The 21,487-nt window shown below is 66.4% G+C and carries 23 protein-coding genes; 17 read left to right on the top strand and 6 right to left on the bottom strand.

The window, feature by feature from the left end; all coding sequences use genetic code 11:
- The 4 genes from gmtY to PLC66_RS14365 form a co-directional block, all read right to left on the bottom strand.
- Positions 1-1,473 carry a gamma-mobile-trio recombinase GmtY gene (gmtY, locus tag PLC66_RS14380; protein WP_324541581.1) on the bottom strand — a complete coding sequence of 491 codons (1,473 nt, stop codon included), beginning with the start codon at positions 1,471-1,473 and terminating at the stop codon, positions 1-3.
- The gene (locus PLC66_RS14375; RefSeq protein ID WP_324541579.1) at positions 1,473-3,671 is read right to left on the bottom strand and encodes an AAA family ATPase; all 2,199 of its coding nucleotides are present in this window, start codon (positions 3,669-3,671) and stop codon (positions 1,473-1,475) included. Before PLC66_RS14375 ends, gmtY begins: the two co-directional genes overlap by 1 nt.
- Positions 3,668-4,108: a VPA1267 family protein gene (locus tag PLC66_RS14370; protein ID WP_324541577.1), complete on the bottom strand. Its 441-nt coding sequence runs from the start codon at positions 4,106-4,108 to the stop codon at positions 3,668-3,670. Before PLC66_RS14370 ends, PLC66_RS14375 begins: the two co-directional genes overlap by 4 nt.
- Before the next feature lie 113 nt (positions 4,109-4,221).
- Positions 4,222-5,460, bottom strand: coding sequence for a hypothetical protein (locus PLC66_RS14365; protein WP_324541575.1), 1,239 nt, complete (start codon positions 5,458-5,460; stop codon positions 4,222-4,224).
- 231 nt (positions 5,461-5,691) lie between these two features.
- On the opposite strand from PLC66_RS14365, the gene PLC66_RS14360 reads away from it, so the two are divergent.
- From PLC66_RS14360 to murA, 10 genes are read left to right on the top strand one after another with little or no spacing between them, the layout of a single operon-like run.
- Entirely contained in the window at positions 5,692-6,513 is an 822-nt protein-coding gene (locus PLC66_RS14360) for an ABC transporter ATP-binding protein (RefSeq protein WP_324541573.1), read from the top strand.
- A complete protein-coding gene (gene mlaE, locus PLC66_RS14355; protein ID WP_324541571.1) occupies positions 6,510-7,313 on the top strand; it encodes a lipid asymmetry maintenance ABC transporter permease subunit MlaE in 804 nt (267 codons plus the stop codon). The genes PLC66_RS14360 and mlaE overlap by 4 nt, the downstream gene beginning before the upstream one ends.
- On the top strand, positions 7,313-7,798 hold the full coding sequence (gene mlaD / locus PLC66_RS14350; protein WP_324541569.1) for an outer membrane lipid asymmetry maintenance protein MlaD: 486 nt from the start codon (positions 7,313-7,315) through the stop codon (positions 7,796-7,798). The genes mlaE and mlaD overlap by 1 nt, the downstream gene beginning before the upstream one ends.
- Before the next feature lie 30 nt (positions 7,799-7,828).
- Positions 7,829-8,695, top strand: a complete 867-nt coding sequence (locus PLC66_RS14345; protein WP_503012216.1) for an MlaA family lipoprotein — start codon at positions 7,829-7,831, stop codon at positions 8,693-8,695.
- A 9-nt stretch (positions 8,696-8,704) separates the two neighbouring features.
- A complete protein-coding gene (locus PLC66_RS14340) occupies positions 8,705-9,367 on the top strand; it encodes an MlaC/ttg2D family ABC transporter substrate-binding protein (protein ID WP_324541568.1) in 663 nt (220 codons plus the stop codon).
- A gap of 20 nt (positions 9,368-9,387) precedes the next feature.
- Entirely contained in the window at positions 9,388-9,657 is a 270-nt protein-coding gene (locus PLC66_RS14335) for an STAS domain-containing protein (protein WP_324541566.1), read from the top strand.
- A complete protein-coding gene (locus tag PLC66_RS14330; RefSeq protein ID WP_324541564.1) occupies positions 9,654-10,550 on the top strand; it encodes an ABC transporter ATP-binding protein in 897 nt (298 codons plus the stop codon). The genes PLC66_RS14335 and PLC66_RS14330 overlap by 4 nt, the downstream gene beginning before the upstream one ends.
- A gap of 37 nt (positions 10,551-10,587) precedes the next feature.
- Positions 10,588-11,361: an ABC transporter permease gene (locus PLC66_RS14325; protein WP_324541593.1), complete on the top strand. Its 774-nt coding sequence runs from the start codon at positions 10,588-10,590 to the stop codon at positions 11,359-11,361.
- Between the two features lie 12 nt (positions 11,362-11,373).
- Complete coding sequence (locus PLC66_RS14320) at positions 11,374-11,631, top strand: BolA family protein (protein WP_002928523.1); 258 nt, start codon at positions 11,374-11,376, stop codon at positions 11,629-11,631.
- A 7-nt stretch (positions 11,632-11,638) separates the two neighbouring features.
- On the top strand, positions 11,639-12,889 hold the full coding sequence (murA, locus tag PLC66_RS14315; protein WP_324541560.1) for a UDP-N-acetylglucosamine 1-carboxyvinyltransferase: 1,251 nt from the start codon (positions 11,639-11,641) through the stop codon (positions 12,887-12,889).
- Positions 12,890-12,993: 104 nt separating this feature from the next.
- Here murA and rnk read toward each other — a convergent pair whose 3' ends face one another.
- The gene (gene rnk / locus PLC66_RS14310; protein WP_324541558.1) at positions 12,994-13,401 is read right to left on the bottom strand and encodes a nucleoside diphosphate kinase regulator; all 408 of its coding nucleotides are present in this window, start codon (positions 13,399-13,401) and stop codon (positions 12,994-12,996) included.
- Positions 13,402-13,553: 152 nt separating this feature from the next.
- Between rnk and hisG the strand changes: the two genes are divergently transcribed.
- From hisG to PLC66_RS14280, 6 genes are all read left to right on the top strand, one after another.
- Positions 13,554-14,198, top strand: a complete 645-nt coding sequence (hisG, locus tag PLC66_RS14305) for an ATP phosphoribosyltransferase (RefSeq protein WP_324541556.1) — start codon at positions 13,554-13,556, stop codon at positions 14,196-14,198.
- Positions 14,199-14,208: 10 nt separating this feature from the next.
- Positions 14,209-15,516, top strand: a complete 1,308-nt coding sequence (gene hisD, locus PLC66_RS14300; protein ID WP_324541554.1) for a histidinol dehydrogenase — start codon at positions 14,209-14,211, stop codon at positions 15,514-15,516.
- A gap of 75 nt (positions 15,517-15,591) precedes the next feature.
- Entirely contained in the window at positions 15,592-16,680 is a 1,089-nt protein-coding gene (locus PLC66_RS14295; protein WP_324541552.1) for a polyamine ABC transporter substrate-binding protein, read from the top strand.
- 31 nt (positions 16,681-16,711) lie between these two features.
- Positions 16,712-17,863: an ABC transporter ATP-binding protein gene (locus PLC66_RS14290; RefSeq protein WP_324541550.1), complete on the top strand. Its 1,152-nt coding sequence runs from the start codon at positions 16,712-16,714 to the stop codon at positions 17,861-17,863.
- Positions 17,860-18,795, top strand: coding sequence for an ABC transporter permease (locus PLC66_RS14285; RefSeq protein ID WP_324541548.1), 936 nt, complete (start codon positions 17,860-17,862; stop codon positions 18,793-18,795). Before PLC66_RS14290 ends, PLC66_RS14285 begins: the two co-directional genes overlap by 4 nt.
- Positions 18,792-19,616: an ABC transporter permease subunit gene (locus PLC66_RS14280; protein WP_324541547.1), complete on the top strand. Its 825-nt coding sequence runs from the start codon at positions 18,792-18,794 to the stop codon at positions 19,614-19,616. The genes PLC66_RS14285 and PLC66_RS14280 overlap by 4 nt, the downstream gene beginning before the upstream one ends.
- Before the next feature lie 6 nt (positions 19,617-19,622).
- On the opposite strand, the gene hisC is transcribed toward PLC66_RS14280, so the two are convergent.
- On the bottom strand, positions 19,623-20,696 hold the full coding sequence (hisC, locus tag PLC66_RS14275) for a histidinol-phosphate transaminase (protein WP_324541545.1): 1,074 nt from the start codon (positions 20,694-20,696) through the stop codon (positions 19,623-19,625).
- 144 nt (positions 20,697-20,840) lie between these two features.
- Between hisC and hisB the strand changes: the two genes are divergently transcribed.
- On the top strand, positions 20,841-21,428 hold the full coding sequence (hisB, locus tag PLC66_RS14270) for an imidazoleglycerol-phosphate dehydratase HisB (RefSeq protein WP_324541543.1): 588 nt from the start codon (positions 20,841-20,843) through the stop codon (positions 21,426-21,428).
- Positions 21,429-21,487: the final 59 nt, after the last annotated feature.

The following is a 21,487-nucleotide window of genomic DNA, read 5'->3' as shown; positions in this document are numbered from 1 at the left end:
TCAGGGCCTCCTCAGCAGTTTCGGGTTCGTTCCGCTCAGCAACGCCAGCGGGTCGATATCCTTAAAACCGTAGTCACCGAAGTCGGGAGGCGCGAACTGGATTTCCGTTCGTTCGCGCTCGGCGGCGGCTTCTAGTGCGCGTATTAGGCGAGCGCGATCTGGCTCGGTGTAGACCAACTGGGACTCCAATGACTTGTGATGTAGCGCCTTCTTTCGGAGGATTGGATCGACATTGGCATCGAATAAGGCCTGCCCGTAGGAATGCCTGTGGCCATGTGGCGATGTGCCCAGGGCTTTAGCGGCCGTCAGGCCGATCCGCTCGACGGCACGCCGATGCTGACGCTCGAAACTGTCAATGCTGTATGGCTTTCCAGCGAGGGTTACGAAAGCGAACGGGTGGTCACAGGCTAGTTGTGCCCGCTGCACCATATAGAAAACCCATAGTTTCCAGAACAGAGCGGCCGCCCAACCTGGAAACCAGTTCACGTACATGAAGTAACTCCTCGAGTCGAGGGCGTTCCCCTTCCAGCCTGCGAACAATTGATCCGTGTTACCGTAGTTGTTTCGAGGACGCAACCCGTACTTGCCGTTCAGGTAGGTCAGTCGATTGCATTTGATAGGTTGGCCTTTGGCGTCCAACCAGTCGGGCGGCGCCGTCCCATCGCTCGGATGGAAGATACGCACCAAGGCGCGATCGTTATGTATCGGGTCGGGCACTACGTCGTGCACATAAAGGTGAAACGGTTCGGACATGCGAAGGCCGCCGTAGTGCATCAAGAGCGTGATTAGGATGTCACGGAGGTTCAACCGCTCCTCGATCCGGGGGCTCTTCTGCTTGCCAGGCACGATGAAGCCCCGAAATAACAGGTCGTGGATACGCTCATCAGGGAAACGCTTTACCGGGTCGTGGTCGAAAATCGGGGTCTTCTTGAGGAGGATGTTTCTAGCGCGCGTCATAGCGAGCGAGTCATTTTCTGGATCCCAGGTGTGGGCCAGAAAGGCGCGGTGCCGTCGCTGGTGCCACGCAGCCCACGCCAGCATTTCTTCACTGCGTGTGGCCGTACGCCACGGATTAAGAGGCTTCGCGTCGAACTCTTGTGCCATCCAGTCGGAGAAGTGCGAGATCCTAGTCACTAGCCCCCCGACAATGGATGGATTGAGTCCATTCCAGTAGAGCCCGCTGGGGTCGGTGCCATCGACCCCCACGGTCCCAGTCGTAAGGCGCTGGGCAAAGGTCTCAAACAACTGCTTTGGATCATCAAAACAATCGTGATTTGCCGCCATATAGTCGATCAGGAGGCCCACGGCTTGGACCGTCTTGCTCATCCACGCCGAGCTTCGTCCCTGAGAGTGCGAAAGAAAGTAGTCGGCGAGCGGCAGCAGGGGGCCATGCTCGGTGAGAATGACGGGAATCTCTGTGACCGCGCCGGTATGATCGCGGCGCACCTTGCCTCGGATGGTTGTGTGAAGCACTAGACCATCCCCGCCAGAATTTCACTGAGATGCGCTCCCAGGGCGACCTGGCGACGGGATGCATGCGGCGGCGCTTCAACCGCCGCCTTGGCCGCAGCCAAGTCACCCACCAGAATCACCTGCGTTTCGGCACGCGTGACGGCGGTATACAGGAGCGTGCGGTCGAGCAGCCGAGATCTTGTGACCGGGATGATTACGCGGCGAAATTGGCTGCCTTGAGCCTTGTGGACCGTGATGGCGTAGGCCAACTCAATGCTGGGCAGGAGATCGAGAGTCAGTTGGCGCTGCCTACCATCATCCCAAAGGATGTGCCCCAAAACCCTACCGGGCGCGACGTTCGGGCTGGGCGGCTCCGCCGATATAAGGGTTCCGAGTGACCCGTTTTGCAGGTTCATTTCCCAGTTATTGACGAGGCAGATCACGGGATCGCCGACACGAAGGCCCGTGCCTTGGTGCTGGTCGAACTCGTCGTTCCACAGTAGAAGTGCATCGCCGACGGGATTGAGTCTCTTCTGGCTTAACTGGTTGAGCATTCTGACGCCACCGGCGGCCGCATTTCTGACGGCGGCAACGACTTGGCTGCCCTTCCGGTCATCGGCCAGTAGATCTAGCACCAACTCGTTGATGGCCGCACTGGGACAGGGCAGGAAGGCGATTGCCTTCTTGGGATCGTCCGGTAGGTCCGGCCATTGCCCGCTACGGATTGCGTTGGCAGCCTCAGCAATTGCGCCGGAGTGGCGTTTCACCTTTTGGAGTTCAACACGCGGGATACCTTGCTGGTGCGCCAATTCCTGTAGTACCAGCCCTGGCCCCACCGGTGCGAGCTGGTTAGGGTCTCCCAGCACGACGAAGCGATAGGTGGACGGCAGATGCCGCAGAATGCGGAATGCCGTGGGCAGGTCGACCATCGACGCTTCGTCAATGATGAGCACACCCCGCTCGGGCGCCTCCTCGGGATTAAAGTGCTTGAGGAAACCGGCGATGGTGCTGGCCTCATGACCCGTGGCTTCCTGGATGCGGCGGGCCGCCCGCCCGCTGATTGCAACGGCGTAGGTCGGCCAGCCTGCCGCACGGCAAACTGCGAACCAACTCTTGAGCACCGTCGTCTTCCCGGTGCCTGCGCCGCCGGTGACAACCGTTATCAGGTTGGCGTTTGCAACGTTCAGCGCTTCGAACTGACTGGATTCGAGTGTGATGCCGCTTTCAAGTCGATAAGCCTCAAGTACGCCGGCGAGTTCATCCCTAGTTAGTAGCGCCTCGGGGTGGGCCGCTCGTTGCGCAATGGCCCGGGCGATACCCTGCTCCATGACGAACGGGCCGAGCGCCTGCAGGCGGCCATGGCGACGCAGGAATACGCCGGCGGCTTCCCCTTTTTGCAGAGCCTGAGCGATCAATGCGGATCTGCCAGACCCCAGTAAGCGTTCCAAGCGCTCCTCTGCCTGTGCGTGGAGGACGCATGAATGTCCTGTGTCAAATGCCCCGTACAGGACTTCCTCGACGGCTGCAACTAGCCGGCGCGGATCGTCTTCGGCAAGTCCAAAGGTTTGCCGCGCAAGCGTGTCGGTGGATTTCCAGTCAGCGGCGAAACTGATCAGGCGGTAGGGGTCTTCCTCGATTTTTGCGGCTGCCTGGTTGCCAAAGTAATCCAGTACCTTGCGGCCCAAGGCTACCGAGAAGCCGCGGTTCTGCAACCATTGCAGATTGAAGGTGTCTCCCCAACACCGCCAGGCAGTTGCGATTTGCTCGGCCGTCGTTTTGGGCAGGACTTGTGCAAGACGATCCACCGCGCCCGCATCAAGGAGGGCATACAGTTCCTCGCCAAAGTGATCCCAAAGTCGGCGGGCTTTGACCATGCCAATGCCTTTAAAGGCATTGCACTCAGCCAGCAGGGTCACGATGTGCTCGCCCGATGGCCGAACGAGTTCCATCGTCTCGGGAGTTATGGTTGATTCGATCAACCGGTAGCCGTTCACGACGATGGCGTTGTCTTCAGCTACGCCAGTGATCCTCCACAACTGGCCGAGTTCGACGCTCCCTCGAAGCAGATAGTGGGGCGCCTTGACAACCAAGTGCGCCCGGGCATCGACGCGATGCCCGTCGCCATCGACCTCTACACCCGTGAAAATGGCGCCACCCCGGCCCAACGGGTTTTGGCTTCGGATCGTGCTTACGCGAAGCGTCAGGCTAGGCGCGCTCACCGGGGCAATCTCCCCGTGCTCGATAGCAAACTGTCCAGGATGTGATATCGGGCCAGTTGGCCGCGCACCTCCATTAACTCGGCCTTGAGCGCAGCGTTCTCTGACTCAAGGCGCTTCAGGCGTGCCTTGTCGGCCGCTGCTCGAGGACTATTCGATTCGGCACCGCCCACCGCACTCGCCGCCTCGGTAACTACAACCGGCGGCAGGACGCCGCGCTCACGCAGGTCGGCTTCAAGTTGTTTCAGCGAATCCCTGACCCGGGGGTTCTGCAACAACACGCTCTTGGCAAAGTTGCACTCGCGCGAAATCTCCATACGGTTGAGCTGGCCGCGCGTAACCATGTCGCGAAGGTCGCTATCGGTCTTGCTCGCCGCCCAGGAAGTGAAGGTGGTGAGGTTCTCGTCAGCCTTTTGCTGTCCGTTAAGGGGCTTTTTCATAGTAAGTGGCCTACTATTAGGTGCGTAAAAACACCCTAGCAGATGACCCCCCCTAAAAAAAAACGCCGCCCTCGTGGGTCGAGAGTGGCGTTTTCGGGGGTGAATAGTAACGACTAGCTACACCACATATACACCGACTGCGGTGTCGTGGTGGCGGTGATGCGTGACTGCTGGCGGTCGTCGTACTCGGTGGTGGTGCTGTCGACGAGGAAATAGACCACCTCCTCGACGACCTTCAGCATCGCCGTCTGGTTGTTGAGCACGGACAGGCGCGGGCTGGACAGCACCTTGACGGTGCCGAAGGTCTCGAGCAGCTCGAGCTGGATGTCGGTGCTGGCCGACAGGTAGCTGAGCGTGGGCAGGCCGGCCCCGGCGTCGTTGGATCCGCGCGGGCGCACGTTCCAGCCCGGCACGCCGATCCGCGTCCAGTCGATGCCCTGGCGGTAGCCGTCGGCGAGGGTGACTTCGACAATGGTGGCCTCGATCATGACCTGGCGCCGTGCTGACTGCTGCACCTGGTCGAGGAAGGCGCGCAGATGGGCGTGCTGGCGTGCGTTGGCGCGCACCAGCAGCACGCCGCTCTCGCGATTGACCATGACGTCGGCGCTGCGGCAGGGCGCGCCGGCCTCGCCCCCGCAGCGCGGGCCGCCGCCGGCGTCGTCGAGGAGGGTAATCAGGTTGGCCTCGAGCGAGGCCCAGAAGTCGTTGCTGGCGCGGGTTTCGATCTGGGTCACCGAGGCATTGCCGGCGCCGTTCGCACCGCCCTGGGCGAGGGCGCCGGTGGTGGCGATCTGGGTGCTGGTGGCGACCGCGCCGCGCATGTCGCGGCTCAGGTTCACGTAGTCGAGCGGGTAGCTGCGGATGAAGGGGGTGTCGGGGCGCACCGACAGGTGGCGGCCACGCAGCTCGTAGCGGATGTCGACCTGGCGGGCGATGCGCTCGAGCAGCGCGGGCAGTGGCTGGTCGAGCGCATGCAGGGTGACGCGGCCCTCGATGCCGGCGTGGAGGTCGAGCTCGAGGCCGGCATCGCGGCCGATGGCGAACAGCAGCTCATGCACCGGGATGTCGCGCACCGACACCGAGTAGCCGGCCGGGGAGGGGGCGTCCGGGACGGGGGCTGCCGGCGGCGCGGCGTCATGGGCGGCGGCGGGCGGTGAGGTGGTGGGCGGCTCCGGCGCTGTCACGCTCGTGCTCGCGAGCGTCGCGGCGGGCGTGCGGGGGAGGGGCGCGGCCTGCGCATCGAGGTGTCCGGCCGCCATGCGCGAGGGCTGCAGCGCGGTGCAGGCCGTCGCCAGCGCGACCGCCACCGCGCTCGTCGCGAGGGTAGAAATAATGTTGATGGGGCGATTCATGATTCGATGCTAATTGCATTTGAACGAAAACGGAATACCTGAATGGAATAATCGCGGGAACGTCGCGGCGCGCCTGTGGTCGGTTGCAAGTGTCTGGAGCAGAACAGCTCTGCTTCCGCAGGGCGTGGCCATGGACTGCGCCTGAGACGTTGTTGCATTGCAACATCGAAGTCTCGCATCGGCGTGCGCCTCTGTTACAATGCTCAGCTTTTTCCGGACTCTCCGCCCATCGTGTCCTTGTCTGCCGAACATGCCTCTCCGCTGGTCTCGCTGCGCGACGTGCGCTTCGCCTATGGCGAGCGCGAGGTGCTGCGCGGCATCGACCTCAGCGTGCACCGCGGCCAGGTGGTTGCCATCATGGGCGGCAGCGGCTGCGGCAAGACCACCCTGCTGCGCCTGATCGGCGGTCAGTTGCGCGCCAGCGCCGGTACGGTGACGGTCGAGGGGCGGGACGTGGCGGGCATGTCGGCGGCCGAGCTGTATGCGCTGCGGCGGCGCATGGGCATGCTGTTCCAGTTTGGCGCCCTGTTCACCGACATGAACGTGTTCGACAATGTCGCCTTCCCGCTGCGCGAGCACAGCCGTCTGCCCGCCGGCATGGTGCGCGACCTCGTCATGATGAAGCTCGAGGCGGTGGGCCTGCGCGGCGCCGCGGCGCTGCGTCCCGGCGAGCTGTCGGGCGGCATGGCGCGACGGGTGGCGCTGGCACGCGCGGTCGCGCTCGATCCGATGCTGATCCTGTACGACGAGCCCTTCGCCGGACTGGACCCGATCTCGCTCGGCATCATCGGCCAGCTGATCCGCAGCCTCAACGATGCGCTCGGTGCGAGTTCGGTGATGGTCACTCACGATGTGCACGAGTCGCTCGAGATCGTCGATTACATCTATTTCGTCTCCGACGGCCGCATCGTCGCCCAGGGTACGCCGGACGAGATCCGTGCCTCGGCCGACCCCTTCGTACATCAATTCGTCAATGCCGAGGCCGACGGCCCGGTCCCCTTCCACTATCCGGCGCCGCCGATCGACAGCCTGCTGGGCGAGGAGCGCACATGAACGGGTTGTTCAATGGGCTGGCCGCCGGCCTGCGCCACGTCGGCGAGTTGACCATCAACGGCGTGTGGCGGCTGGGCTTCGCCACCCGCTTCCTGCTTGCGGTGCTGCTCGCCTCCGGGCAGTCGGTGCGACGCATCCATCTCACCATCCGCGAGCTCTACTTCAGCGGCGTGCTGTCGCTGCTGATCATCATCGTATCGGGGCTCTTCGTCGGCCTCGTGCTCGGTCTGCAGGGCTACGACATCCTGCAGCGCTACGGCTCGGCCGACGCGGTTGGCGTGATGGTGGCGCTGTCGCTGCTGCGCGAGCTGGGCCCGGTGATCGCCGGCCTGCTGTTCGCCAGCCGCGCCGGCTCGGCGATTGCCGCCGAGATCGGCCTGATGAAAACGACCGAGCAGTTGAAGGCGATGGACATGATGGCGGTCGATCCGATCGCCCGCGTGGTGGCGCCGCGCTTCTGGGGTGGCGTGCTGTCGATGCCGCTGCTGGCGGCCCTGTTCTCGGCGATGGGGATCTTCGGCGGCTGGCTGATCACGGTCGTGGTCATCGGCGTCGATGACGGCGCCTTCTGGTCGCAGATGCAGTCCGCGGTGGAGTTCCGCTACGACGTGATGAATGGCGTGATCAAGTCCCTCGTCTTCGGCACCGTGGTGTCGCTGATCGCGGTGTTCGAGGGCTACGACTGCCAGCCGACCGCCGAAGGCGTGTCGCGTGCCATCACCCGCACCGTCGTGACGTCGGCGCTGGCCATCCTGGCGCTCGACTTCGTCCTTACTTCCTTCATGTTCCGGGGTCTATGATGAGTCGTACCACGCTCGACCTGTGGGTCGGCATCTTTGTCGCGCTGGGTTTTGCGGCGCTGATCTTCCTTGCCATGCGCGTGGCCAGTTTCTCGGGTTTCGATGCATCCAACGCCTACCGCGTCGAGGCGCCGTTCGACAACATCGGCGGGCTGAAGGTGCGCGCGCCGGTGAAGAGCTCGGGGGTGCTCGTTGGCCGAGTTGCGGCGATCCGCTTCGATGCCGAGATCTACCGCGCCGTCGTCGAGCTCGAGCTCGATGGTCGCTACCAGTTCCCGGCCGATACGACCGCGTCGATCCTGACCTCGGGCCTGCTCGGCGAGCAGTACGTCGGCCTGGAAGCGGGCGCCGACATCGAGATGCTCAAGGGTGGCGATCGTGTGCTGATCACCCAGTCCGCCGTGGTGCTGGAAAAGCTCATCGGCCAGTTCATGTTCGATCGTGCCGCAGACACGCCGGCACAGGCCAGCACGCCCGCACAATAAGCCGGCGGCAGGTCTCTGGAGATAACAACAATGAAGATGCAATCCCCCATCAAGCGGCTGGCGGCCCATGCCCGCCTTGCCGCACTCGCGCTGGCGGCGTCGCTGCTGACCGGCTGTGCCACCACCGCCAACCCGGACGATCCGCTCGAGGGGTACAACCGGGCGATGTTCAGCTTCAACGAGCAGGTCGACAAGGTGGTGCTCAAGCCTGCGACCGAGGTCTATCAGGCGGTGCTGCCGAGCCCGGTGCGCACCGGCGTGGGCAATGTGTTCGGCAACCTGGCCGACCCCTGGATCGGCCTCAACAACCTGCTGCAGGGCAAGGTCGCCGAGGCGATGAGCGACTTCATGCGTTTTGCCTTCAATTCCACCTGGGGCCTGCTCGGCCTGCTCGACATCGCCAGCGAGGCGGGCCTGCCCAAGCACGACGAGGATCTCGGCCAGACCCTGGGACGCTGGGGGGTGGGCGAGGGCGCCTATATCGTGCTGCCGTTCTTCGGTCCCAGTACGGTGCGCGACACCGTCGCCCTGCCGGCCGACATGGCCGGCCGCACGCCGTTCAGCATCGACCACGTGCCGACGCGCAACACCGTCACCGCCACCCGCGTGGTCCACGTCCGTTCGGTCCTCCTTGGCGCCGATCGCACGCTGGAAGAGGCGGCCCTCGACCGCTACGCCTTCGTGCGCGACTTCTATCTGCAGCAACGCCGTTACAAAGTCAGTGATGGCATGCAGGAGCGGGTGTACGAAGATTTCGACGACCTGTCCGCCGCACCGCTCGGCGACGAGGTCGATTCGGCTGCCGCCGCGGCGGTCGAGCGCCTGGAACTGGTGCCCGACGCCCGGCTCGCCCTCAATGCCAGGGCGCCGTCTGCAACCCCAACCGACATGCAGTAAGACAAAGACATGAAAAAACTCATCACTCTGTTCTGTTTCCCCCTCTGCCTTCTTTTCGCCGGTCTGGTGCCGGCGGCCGTCGCCAGCGAGGGCAAGGCGCCCGAAGTGCTGATTCGTGACGTGACCAACGAGGTGCTCGAGATCGTGCGCACCGACCCCGCATTGCGCTCGGGCGACACGCGGCGCGTGATCGAACTGGCCGAGGCCCTGGTGCTGCCGCATTTCGATTTCCGCCGCATGACCATGCTCGCGGTCGGTCGCGACTGGCGCGAGGCCACGCCCGAGCAGCAGGGGCGTCTGATCGAGGCCTTCCGCACCTTGCTCGTGCGCACCTACGCCAACGCCTTCACCCAGTACCGCGACGAACGCGTCGTGTTCCCGCCCTCGCGCTACGCCGCTACCGACACGCGCGTGCAGATCCGCACCGAGGTCGTGCGCCCGGGCGCGCAGCCGATTGGCATCGACTACATGCTCGAGAAGGGCGAGCAGGGCTGGAAGGTCTTCGACGTCGTCGTTGCCGGCGTCAGCCTGGTCACCAATTACCGCAGCAGCTTCACCCAGGAGATCCGCAACGGCGGCATCGACGGGCTGATCCGCTCGCTCGAGGCGCGCAACAGTTCACTCGCCGACGAGCAGGGTCTGGGCACCACCGGCGTGGCGCGCGCGTCGTGAGTGCGGCGGCCGTAGCAAGCGTGTTTGTGCCGGCCGGCGAGCTGACCATGCTCGCCGCACCCGCGGTTCTCGAGGAGGGCCGGCAGCGGGCGCAACGCGGTGACCTGATCGTCGACTTCTCGCAGGTCACGGCCGCAGACTCCGCGGCGCTCGCGCTGCTGCTCGACTGGCTGCGTGCGGCCCGGGCCGCCGGGAACAGTCTGTCGGTGCGTGCACTGCCCGAGGGCATGGCCAGCCTCGCCCGCCTCTACGGCATCGAGTCGCTGCTGCCGCTCGAGGCCGGCGCATGAGCGTTCCGGCAATCCGCATCCACGGCGTCACCAAGCACTACGGCTCGCTGAAGGCCCTTGGCGGCATTGACCTGGAGATCGGCCAGGGCGAGTTCTTCGGCCTGCTCGGGCCCAATGGCGCAGGCAAGACGACGCTGATCTCGGCCCTGTCGGGGCTCGTGCGCGCGGACACCGGCAGCCTCGAGATCATGGGCCACGACGTGGTCGGCGACTATCGCAACGCCCGGCGCAACCTGGGCGTGGTGCCGCAGGAGCTGGTGTTCGATCCCTTCTTCTCGGTGCGCGAGCTGCTGCGCATGCAGTCGGGCTATTTCGGCATCCGCAACAACGACGACTGGATCGACGAGATCCTCGCCAGCCTCGACCTCAGCCACAAGGCGCAGGCCAACATGCGCGCGCTGTCGGGCGGCATGAAGCGGCGCGTGCTGGTGGCGCAGGCGCTGGTGCACCGGCCGCCGGTGATCGTGCTCGACGAGCCGACCGCGGGCGTCGATGTCGAGCTGCGCCAGGGACTGTGGCACTTCGTCCGCAAGCTCAACCGCGATGGCCACACCATCGTGCTCACCACGCACTACCTGGAAGAGGCCGAGACCTTGTGCGGGCGCATCGCCATGCTCAAGGCCGGCAAGGTGGTGGCGCTCGACACCACGGAAAATCTGTTACGGCGTTTTGCCACCCACAGCCTGCGGGTGAAGGTGGAGCAGCCGGCTGCCGCGCTGGCCGTGGGCGGCAGCGAAGACGCGGATGGCTGGATCGCGTTCGCCTTCGACTCCTACGCGGCGGTCGAGGACCTGCTCGCCCGTCTGCGCGAAGCCGGCGCCGGCGTGCGCGAACTGCAGCTTGGCGAGCCCGATCTCGAGCGCGTCTTTGTCGAGGTGATGCATCGTGCTTGAGACCCCGTCCCGCGCCACGCCCCCCCGCATCGAGCCGATGCCGGCCGAGTCGCCGCTGACCGGCTTTCGCACCCTGCTGTACAAGGAGACGCTGCGCTTCTGGAAGGTCAGCTTCCAGACTGTCGCCGCGCCGGTGCTCAATGCGCTGCTGTTCCTGCTGATCTTCTCGCACGTGCTCGATCGCCACGTCACCGTGTATGGCGAGGTCGCCTACACCAGCTTCCTGGTGCCGGGTCTGGTGATGATGTCGGTGCTGCAGAACGCCTTTGCCAACAGCTCGTCGTCGCTGATCCAGAGCAAGATCACCGGCAACATCATCTTCGTGCTGCTGCCGCCGTTGTCCTACCGCGAGTTCTATGCCGCCTACGTCATCGCCTCCATCCTGCGCGGGCTGATGGTGGGGCTCGGCGTGCTGCTGGTGGCGGCGCTGTTCGTCGAGGTGCCGATGGCCCATCCGCTGTGGGTGCTGACCTTCGCTCTGATGGGCGGGGCGATCCTGGGCTCCTTCGGCGTCATCGCCGGCATCTGGGCGGACAAGTTCGACCAGCTTGCCGCCTTCCAGAACTTCCTCATCATGCCGCTGACGATGCTGTCCGGGGTGTTCTACTCAATCCACTCGCTGCCGCAGTTCTGGCAGGACGTGTCGCATTTCAACCCGTTCTTCTTCATGATCGACGGGTTCCGCTATGGCTTCTTCGGTCAATCGGACACTTCGCCCTGGCTGTCGCTCGGGGTGGTGAGCGTCTGTTTCGTCGTACTCGCGGCGCTCACCCTGGCGATGCTGGCCCGGGGTTACAAGCTGCGTTCGTAAAGGATTCACATCATGTTTGAAGCAAGCGAAGTCAAGCGCCTGATCGAGCAGGGCCTGCCCTGCGAGCTGGTCGTCATCGAAGGTGAGGACGGCGTCCATTTCCGCGGCATCGTGGTCAGCGCCGCCTTCGAGGGCAAGCCCAAGGTGCGCCAGCACCAGGCGGTGTATGCCACCCTCGGCCGCCTGATGGGCAACGAGATCCATGCCCTGCAACTGCAGACCTTCACTCCCGCACAGTGGGAAGAAGGTCGCGGCGAACTGGGGATGTGATCGCCTGATGGACAAGCTGCTGATTGAAGGCGGTGCTCGCCTGGCGGGCGAGATCGCCATTTCCGGCGCCAAGAACGCCGCGCTGCCCATCCTGTGCACGGCCCTGCTGACCGCGGAGCCGGTGACCTACACCAACGTGCCGCAACTGAAGGACATCGGTACGCTGCTCGAGCTGCTCGGGCAGATGGGGGTGAAGGTCGAGCGTGCGGGCGATACCGTCACGCTGGATGCCTCGGGGCTGAACAACCCGGTCGCGCCCTACGACATGGTCAAGACCATGCGCGCCTCCATCCTCGTGCTGGGGCCGCTGGTGGCGCGCTGCGGCGAGGCGCGGGTGTCGCTACCCGGCGGCTGCGCGATCGGCGCGCGGCCAGTGGACCAGCACATCAAGGGCCTGCAGGCGATGGGTGCCGAGGTGCGCGTCGAGCACGGTTACGTGCATGCGACCGTGCCGCGCCTGAAGGGCGCGCGCCTGTTCACCGACATGGTGACGGTGACCGGTACCGAGAACCTGATGATGGCCGCGGTGCTGGCCGACGGCGAGACGGTGATCGAGAACGCCGCGCGCGAGCCCGAGGTGGTCGACCTGGCGAATTGCCTGGTGGCGATGGGCGCGCAGGTGTCGGGCGCCGGCAGCGACGTGATCCGCATCCGCGGCGTCGAGCGCCTGCATGGCGCGACCCACCGCATCATGCCCGACCGCATCGAGACCGGCACCTACCTGTGCGCGGCGGCGGCCACCGGCGGTTCGGTGCGCCTCACCCGCACCTCGTCGTGCTACCTCGATGCGGTGATCGACAAGCTGATGGACGCCGGCTGCGAGATCGTCTCCGAGCGCGATGCAATCCGCCTGTCGGCGCCGGCGCGGCTCAATGCGGTGAGCCTGCGTACCGCGCCCTATCCGGCCTTCCCGACCGACATGCAGGCGCAGTTCATGGCGATCAACTGCGTCGCCAACGGCGTGGCGATGATTCGCGAGACCATCTTCGAGAACCGCTTCATGCACGCGGTCGAGCTGCAGCGCCTGGGGGCCGACATCCGCATCGACGGCAATACCGCGGTGGTGCAGGGAGTGGCGAAGCTCGAAGGCGCGGCGGTGATGGCGACCGACCTGCGTGCGTCGGCCTCGCTGGTGGTGGCTGGCCTGGTGGCCGAGGGCGAGACCACGATCGAGCGTATCTACCATCTCGACCGCGGCTACGAGCGGCTGGAAGAAAAGCTGGCCGCGCTGGGGGCCAAGGTCAGGCGCCTCGCCTGAGTCGCGCTTCCCAAGGGCGCGCACGACAGAAAGCAGAAAGGGGGCCTGGCGCCCCCTTTTTTGTCCTTCTCGGCGCTTGCCGGCCGCGTGGCCGGCGGGGCCGTTTACAGCTCGTACTGGCCGTTGGCCTCGGGCTGCCAGGTCACCTCCAGCACCTTGAGGCGGATCAGCTTGCCGTCGGTCCCCTTCCAGTCGATCGACTGGCCGGCAGACAGGCCGAGCAGCGCGCTGCCGGCGGGCGAAAAGATCGACACGCGGTGGGCTGCGGCGTCGGCATCCTTCGGGTAGGCGAGCGTGAGCTCGTACTCGCGGCCGGTGCCTTCCTCGACGAAGCGTGCGCGGCTGTTCATCGTGATGACGTCGGCGGGCATGTCCTGCGGCTCGCGCACGTCAGCGCGCTCGAGTTCCTCGCGCAAGCCGTCGAGGTCGCTGCGGCTGCGGAAGGCGGGGAGGGTCAGCAGACCCTCGAGGCGCTCGAGGTCGCTGCTGGAGACGATGATCGACGGTTTCATGTTGCGGGTTTCCTGCTCGAAGTGCGCGCCGGTGCTGTGGCGCAACAAAAGAAAAGGCCGAACCACCGCCTGCGGTTCAGCCACTTGTGCCGAAGGTTAACAGAAGCGGCGCCGGGTTACAATGCAGGGTCCTCACGATCAAGGCTTTTCACGTGTCCAGCATCACGCTCGCCCTCTCCAAGGGGCGCATCTTCGAAGAGACGCTGCCGCTGCTCGCCGCCGCCGGCATCGTGCCCACCGACAATCCCGAGTCCTCGCGCAAGCTCATCATCGGCACCAACCGGCCCGATGTGCGCCTGGTCATCGTGCGCGCGACCGACACGCCGACCTACGTTCAATATGGCGCGGCCGACCTCGGGATTGCCGGCAAGGACGTGCTGATCGAGCATGGCGGCGGCGGTCTGTATCAGCCGCTCGACCTCAACATCGCCAAGTGCCGCCTGTGCGTCGCGGTGCAAAAGGGCTTCGACTACGCTGCGGCGATCCGGCCAGGTGGGCGTATCCGCGTCGCCACCAAGTACATCAACGCGGCCAAGGCCCACTTTGCCGGCAAGGGCATGCATGTCGACCTGATCAAGCTCTATGGCTCGATGGAGCTCGCGCCCCTGGTCGGGCTGGCCGATGCCATCGTCGACCTGGTGTCCACCGGCGGCACGCTGCGTGCGAACAATCTGGAGGAGGTCGAGGACATCATGCCGATCAGCTCGCGCCTGATCGTCAACCAGGCTTCGCTCAAGCTCAAGCGCGAGCTGCTACAGCCGGTGCTCGACGCCTTCGCCGGTGCGATCAAACCGTAAGGACCGTTTCATGAGTCAGACTCCGATCCGCCGCCTCGACGCGCGCGAACCCGAATTCCTGTCCACGCTCGATGCCTTGCTAACCTTCGAGTCCGAGGCCGACGAGCGCATCGATACCGCAGTGACCGAGATCCTGCGTGCGGTGCGTACCACCGGCGACGCCGCGGTGGTCGAATATACCCGCCGTTTCGACGGCCTCGACGTGCACTCGATGCCGGCCCTGGAGCTGCCGAAAGCCGAACTCCACCGCGCGCTCGACAGCCTGTCGTCCGATCAGCGCGAGGCGCTCACGATCGCCGCCGACCGCGTCCGCATCTACCACGAGCGCCAGAAGGGCGAGTCCTGGGAATTCACCGAGGCCGACGGCACCCGCCTCGGGCAGAAGGTCACGCCGCTCGATCGCGTCGGCCTCTATGTGCCGGGCGGGCGCGCGTCCTATCCGAGTTCGGTGCTGATGAACGCGATCCCGGCCAAGGTCGCCGGCGTCGGCGAGCTGATCATGGTCGTCCCGACACCGCGCGGCGAGAAGAACCCGTTGGTACTGGCCGCCGCCGCGATCACCGGCGTGGACCGCGTGTTTACCATCGGCGGTGCGCAGGCGGTGGCGGCGCTGGCGTACGGCACCCAGACCATTCCGCAGGTGGACAAGATCGTCGGCCCGGGCAACGCCTACGTGGCCGAGGCCAAGCGCCGCGTGTTCGGCACGGTCGGCATCGACATGGTCGCCGGGCCCTCCGAGGTCCTGATCATCTCCGACGGCTCGGGTCACGCCGACTGGGTGGCGATGGACCTCTTCGCCCAGGCCGAGCACGACGAGCTGGCGCAGTCCATCCTGCTGTGCACCGACGCCGCCTTCATCGACGCGGTGCACGAGGCGATCGACCGCCTGCTGCCGACCATGCCGCGCCGCGACACGATCGCCAGGTCGCTCGCCAACCGCGGCGCGCTGATCCATGTCGACAGTCTGGAGCAGGCCTGCGCGCTCGCCAACCGCATCGCGCCCGAGCACCTCGAGCTGTCGCTGGATGACGCCGAGGCCTGGATCGACCACATCCGCCACGCCGGCGCGATCTTCGTCGGCCACTGGGCGGTGGAGGCGCTCGGCGACTACTGCGCCGGACCCAACCACGTGCTGCCGACGATGCGCAGCGCGCGCTTCTCGTCGCCGCTGGGCACCTACGACTTCCAGAAACGCACCAGCATCGTGCACATCTCACAGGCCGGCGCCCAGCACCTGGGCAAGGTGGCCTCCATCCTCGCCCATGGCGAGGGCCTGCAGGCGCACGCGCGCTCGGCGGAGATGCGGCTGAAGGTTTGAGTGCACCCACCCGGGTCTCCCGATCCGGGTGGGGCGGGAAAGCGGCATCCCCTTGTCGATCGCAGGGAGGCGGACATGAAGCTCAGGTTCGGCTGGATGGTGGCGCTGGCCCTGGCCGCGGACGTGGCGGTGGCGGCCGAGGAGCCCGTGCTCAACGTCTACAACTGGAACGACTACATCGCCGCCGACACCATCCCCGCCTTCGAGAAGGCGAGCGGGCTCGCGGTGCGCTACGACCTCTACGACAGCAACGCCACGCTGCAGGGCAAGCTGCTGACCGGCGGCAGCGGCTACGACGTGGTCTATCCGAGCGTGGAGTACGCCGGCAAGCAGATCCAGGCCGGGATCTTCCAGCCGCTCGACAAGTCTCGCCTGCCCAATCTCGTCCATATCGACCCGCTGATCCTCGACGCGGTGGCGGTCGCCGACCCGGGCAACCGCTACCTCGTGCCCTACATGTGGTTCACCACCGGGGTCGCGATCAACGTCGACAAGGTCATGAAGGCGCTCGATGGCAAGCTGCCCGACAACGCCTGGGACCTGCTCTTCGATCCGGCGCTCACCGCGCGCCTGAAGGGCTGCGGCATCGCGCTGATGGACGAGGCGAGCGACGTGATTCCGGCGGCCATGCTCGACGCCGGCCTCGACCCGGTGAAGATGGACCCCGCCGACATCCGCGCCGCGGTCGAGCACATCCGCCCGGTGCGCAAGGACATCCGCAGCTTCAACACCGCGCCGATCGAGCAGATGGCCAAGGGCAGCCTGTGCGTGGCGATGATGTTCTCGGGCGACGCCCGCATCGCCGCGCGGCGTGCGCAGCTCGCCGGCTCCGAGGTCAGGCTGCAGTACCTGATCCCGGCGGTGGGGGCGATGATGTCGGTGGACGTGATGGCGATCCCGCGTGACGCGCCGCATCCGCACAACGCCCACCGCTGGATCGACGCGATGATGGATCCGGCGACGGTGGCGCGCATCTCCAACGAGACCTTCTACATCAGCGCCAACACCGCGGCGCTCGCGCTCACCGACGCCACGCTGCGCGACGACCCGGTGATCAACGTGCCCGCGGCGGTCAAGCGTACGCTGCGTGCCAAGCCGGTGCTCGACAAGGAGGTGCAGCGCGAGCTGACCCAGGCGCTGAACCGCTTCAAGGCGGCGCGCTGAAGGGGGGCGGGTGTGGGAGGCGAGCAGGGCGATGAACGATCGGGGGGCTGGCGGCGCGCGGGGTGGGGTGGGGGGCGAGTCCGTCCATCTGCGCATCGAACGACTCGGAAAACGCTTCGGCGACACCTGGGCGGTACGCGATGTCGCGCTCGACATCGGCGAGCGCGAGGTTTTTGCGCTGCTCGGCAGTTCGGGCTGCGGCAAGTCCACCCTGCTGCGCATGATCGCCGGCCTGGAGACGCCGAGCAGTGGGCGCATGCTGCTCGACGGCGAGGACCTCGCCGCGGTGCCTGCGCATCGCCGCCCGACCAACATGATGTTCCAGTCCTACGCGTTGTTCCCGCACATGACGGTGGCGGGCAACGTCGCCTTCGGCCTGCGCCAGATCCGGCCGCGCATGAGGCGCGAAGCGATCGCAGCCCGCGTCGCCGAGATGCTCGAGCTGGTGCAGATGCGCGCTTACGCGCAGCGCTGGCCGCAGGAACTCTCCGGCGGCCAGCAGCAGCGTGTGGCGCTCGCGCGCAGCCTGGCGCGCGAGCCGCGCCTGCTGCTGCTCGACGAGCCGCTCGCCGCGCTCGACAAGCGCATCCGCCAGCAGACCCAGTTCGAGCTCGTCGGCCTGATCCGGCGCGTCGGCGTCACCTGCATCCTCGTCACCCACGACCAGGAGGAGGCGATGACCATGGCCGACCGCATCGGCATCCTGTCCGAGGGCGGGCTGGTGCAGGTCGGCACGCCGGGCGAGATCTACGAACATCCCAACTGCCGTTTCAGCGCCAGCTTCATCGGCGAGACCAACCTCTTCCACGGCCGCATCGAGGGCGATCGCCTGGTTGGCAGCGAGTTTCCGCGGCCGATCGCCTTCGTGGCGGGCGCTGGCGCCGCTCCGCCGCAGGGCGGCGAAGCTTGGCTGTCTCTGCGCCCGGAATGCGTGCGCGTGCATCAGCGCGCCGCCGGCGATGCGTGCGTGCCGGAACGGCCTGGGGAGAACGCCGCGCCGGCCGAGGTCGCCGAGATCGCCTATCTCGGCAACCGCTCCATCTACCACCTGCGCCTGCCCGGCGGCCGTTCGATGATCGCCAGCGTGCCCGCGGCGCACTGGGGTGAGGCCGCGCCCCCGGCGCGCGGCGAGCCGGTGCGGGTGTCGTGGCCGGCGCCCGACGGCGTGCTACTGCTGCGATGAAGGTGCGCCCGGCTTCCGCGCAAGGGCATGGCCGCTTCTGGGTCGGCCTGCTGCCGTGGGCGTGGATGCTGCTCTTCTTCGTGCTGCCCTTCGCGCTGATCGTCAGTGTCAGCCTGTCGACCCCTGAGCTTGCGGTGCCGCCCTACGTTTCGCCCTTCGCCGGCACCGCTGTGGACGGAGCTTCGGCCTTCCGCCCTGATCCTGCCAGCTATGCGCGACTCGGCGGCGAAGTCGCGGCGCTCGGCACGCCTGGCGCCGACCGGCCCTACCTCGCCGCCTATGCCAATTCGCTGCTGCTCGCGGCGCTCACCACGCTGTGCTGCCTGGTCCTCGGCTATCCCTTCGCCTACCAGCTCGCGCGCGCGCCCGAGGCGATGCGCAACACGCTGCTGATGCTGGTGATGCTGCCGTTCTGGACTTCCTTCCTGCTGCGCGTCTACGCGTGGATGGGCCTGCTCGACAGCAGCGAGACCGGGCTGATCAACCAGGTGCTGCTCGGTCTCGGCCTGGTGACGGAGCCCCTGCCGCTGCTATACAACACCGGTGCGGTGCTGGTCGGCATGATCTATAGCTACCTGCCCTTCATGGTTCTGCCGCTCTACGCCAACCTGGTCAAGCTCGACCTGCACCTGCTCGAGGCCGCGCGCGATCTTGGCGCACGGCCGGCGACAGTGTTCCTGTGCATCACCCTGCCGCTGTCCTGGCGTGGCATCGTCGCCGGCTCGCTACTGGTGTTCATCCCGGCGGTGGGTGAGTTCGTGATTCCCGACCTGCTCGGCGGCGGCAGTGTGATGACGATCGGGCGCAGCATCTGGGACGACTTCGGCCCCAACCAGGACTGGCCGATGGCGGCCGCCGTGGCGGTCGTGATGCTGATCGCGCCGATCGTGCTGCTGCACCGCCACGGCGGGCGCGCGGGGAGCGACGAATGAGCCGCGGTGGCGGCTGGGGCGGACGCGCGTGGATGGTCGGCGTGTATGCCTTCCTGTACGTGCCGATCCTGTGCCTGATCGTGTTTTCCTTCACCGCCGGAGAGATCACCACGCGGCTCGACGGGCTCTCGCTGCGCTGGTACGCCGCGCTCGCGCGCGACGCCGAACTCCATGCGGCGGTGCTGCTGTCGCTGCGCGTCGGCGCGCTCGCCGCCACCGCCGCGGTCGTGGTCGGCACCGCGGCCGCGGTGATCCTGGTTCGCGCCGGGCCCTACCCGGGCAGCCGCTTCTTCGTCGGCATGATGAGTGCGCCGATGGTGATGCCCGAGGTGGTGGTCGGGCTGTCGCTGGTGCTGCTGTTTACCCATCCGACGCTCGCGGCTCTGGGCGGGCGCGGGGTGACGGCGATCTGGGTGGCGCACACCACGCTGTGCGCGGCTTATGTGGCGGTGCTGGTGGCGTCGCGGCTGCGAGAGATGGATCGCGCGCTCGAGGAGGCCGCACTCGACCTCGGCTGTCCGCCGCTCAAGGTGTTCTTCGTGATCACCGTGCCGGTGATCGCGCCTGCGCTGGCTGCCGGCTGGCTGCTCGCGTTCACGCTGTCGATGGACGACTTCGTGCTCGCGGCGATGCTGTCCGATCCGGGCAGCACGACGCTGCCGGTGCTGGTGTTCGCCCGCCTGCACCACGGCCTCAAGCCCGAGATCAATGCACTCGCGACCGTGATCGTGGTCGTGGTGTCGGTCGCGGTGCTGCTCGTAAATCGTCTGCTGCTGGCGCCGCCGCGCACCGCGGGGCGATCGGCGGGGCGCGCCAGTTGAGCGGTTTCAGCCGGCGAGGATCTCGCGCAGAGCGGCGACCAGAATGTCGCACTGCGCATCCGTGCCGATGGTGATGCGCATGAACTGGTCGATGCGTTCCGCCTTGAAGTGGCGCACGATGATCGCGCGCTTGCGCAGTTCGGCGGTGAGCTCGGCGCCGTCGCGCTGCGGATGACGGGCGAAGATGAAGTTCGCCGCCGAAGGCAGCACCTCGAAGCCAAGCGCCTGCAGGTCGGCGACGAGCTTGTTGCGGGTCGCGACCACCTTGGCGCAGCTGGCGCGGAAATAGTCGTCATCCTCGACCGAGGCGACCGCGCCGGCGATCGCAAGGCGGTCGAGCGGGTAGGAGTTGAAGCTGTTCTTGACCCGCTCGAGCGCCTCGATCAGCCCCGCGTTGCCCACCGCGTAGCCCACGCGCAGGCCTGCCAGCGAGCGGCTCTTGGAGAAGGTGTGGGTGACGAGCAGGTTGGGGTAACGCTCGACCAGCGCAACCGCGCTGTCGCCGCCGAAATCGACGTAGGCCTCGTCCACCAGCACTACCGCCTCTGGGTTGCCGGTGACGATGCGCTCGACCTCGGACAGCGCGAGCAAGCGGCCGGTGGGCGCGTTCGGGTTGGGGAAGATGATCGCGCCGGCGCGCTCGTTACCGTGCGGCAGGTAGTCCTCGACGCGGATCGAGAAGTCGTCGGCAAGCGGAACGCTGCGGTACGCGATGCCGTACAGCCCGCAATACACCGGGTAGAAGCTGTAGGTGATGTCGGGGAACCACAGCGGCCGCTCGTGCTTGAGCAGCGCCGTGAAGGCATGCGCGAGCACCTCGTCCGAGCCGTTGCCGACGAAGATCTGTGCCGGCTGCACGCCGTGGTGGCGGGCGAGGGCGGCCTTGAGGGCGTCGGCGTTGGGGTCGGGATACAGGCGCAGGCCGTCGCCGGTGGCGGCGCGGATGGCTGCCAGCGCCTTGGGCGAGGGGCCACAGGGGTGCTCGTTGGTGTTGAGCTTGACCAGGTTGTCGAGCTTGGGCTGTTCGCCCGGCACATAGGGGGTCAGGCCGTGGACGACGGCGCTCCAGAAGCGGCTCATGGCGGTGTCTGCTGAGTGGGTTCGGATGGCAGGTCGGCGACGCGATAGCGCCAAGCTCGACCGCTGCATAGGCTGCGCGGTGCAGCCATTTTGCCGCGCGATGTTATCATGGGTCGCTGGAAACCCTTTGGCTGGTAGTCTCTCATGCGGCAAGCAGAAGTCACTCGCAACACCCTCGAAACGAAGATCACGGTGCGCATCGATCTCGATGGCAGCGGCAAGGGCAAGCTCGATACCGGCGTGCCCTTCTTCGACCACATGCTCGACCAGATCGTCCGTCACGGCCTGATCGACCTCGATATCCACTGCGAGGGCGACACCCATATCGACGACCACCACACCGTCGAGGACGTCGGCATCACGCTCGGCCAGGCCTTTGCCAGGGCAGTGGGCGACAAGAAGGGCCTGCGCCGCTATGGCCACGCCTACGTGCCGCTCGACGAAGCGCTGTCGCGCGTGGTGGTCGACTTCTCCGGCCGGCCCGGGCTGCACTACTTCATCAGTTTCACCCGCGCCCGCATCGGCAACTTCGATGTGGACCTGGCGCGCGAGTTCTTCCAGGGCTTCGTGAACCACGCCGGCGTCACCGTGCACATCGACAACCTGCGTGGCGACAACGCTCACCACCAGTGCGAGACGGTGTTCAAGGCCTTTGCTCGCGCGCTGCGCATGGCGGCGGAGCGTGACGAGCGCGCGGCGGGCACCATCCCCTCGACCAAGGGCGCGCTCTGATTCCTCCCATCCTGCGGCGGCCACGCGCCGTCGTCGTCCCCCTGAATAGCGAGTCAAGC

The sequence above is a fragment of the Thauera sp. genome, assembly GCF_035444905.1.
Taxonomy (GTDB): domain Bacteria; phylum Pseudomonadota; class Gammaproteobacteria; order Burkholderiales; family Rhodocyclaceae; genus Thauera.
Note: the sequence above shows the minus strand (reverse complement) of the source record. Positions and strands in the feature narration are given on the sequence as shown.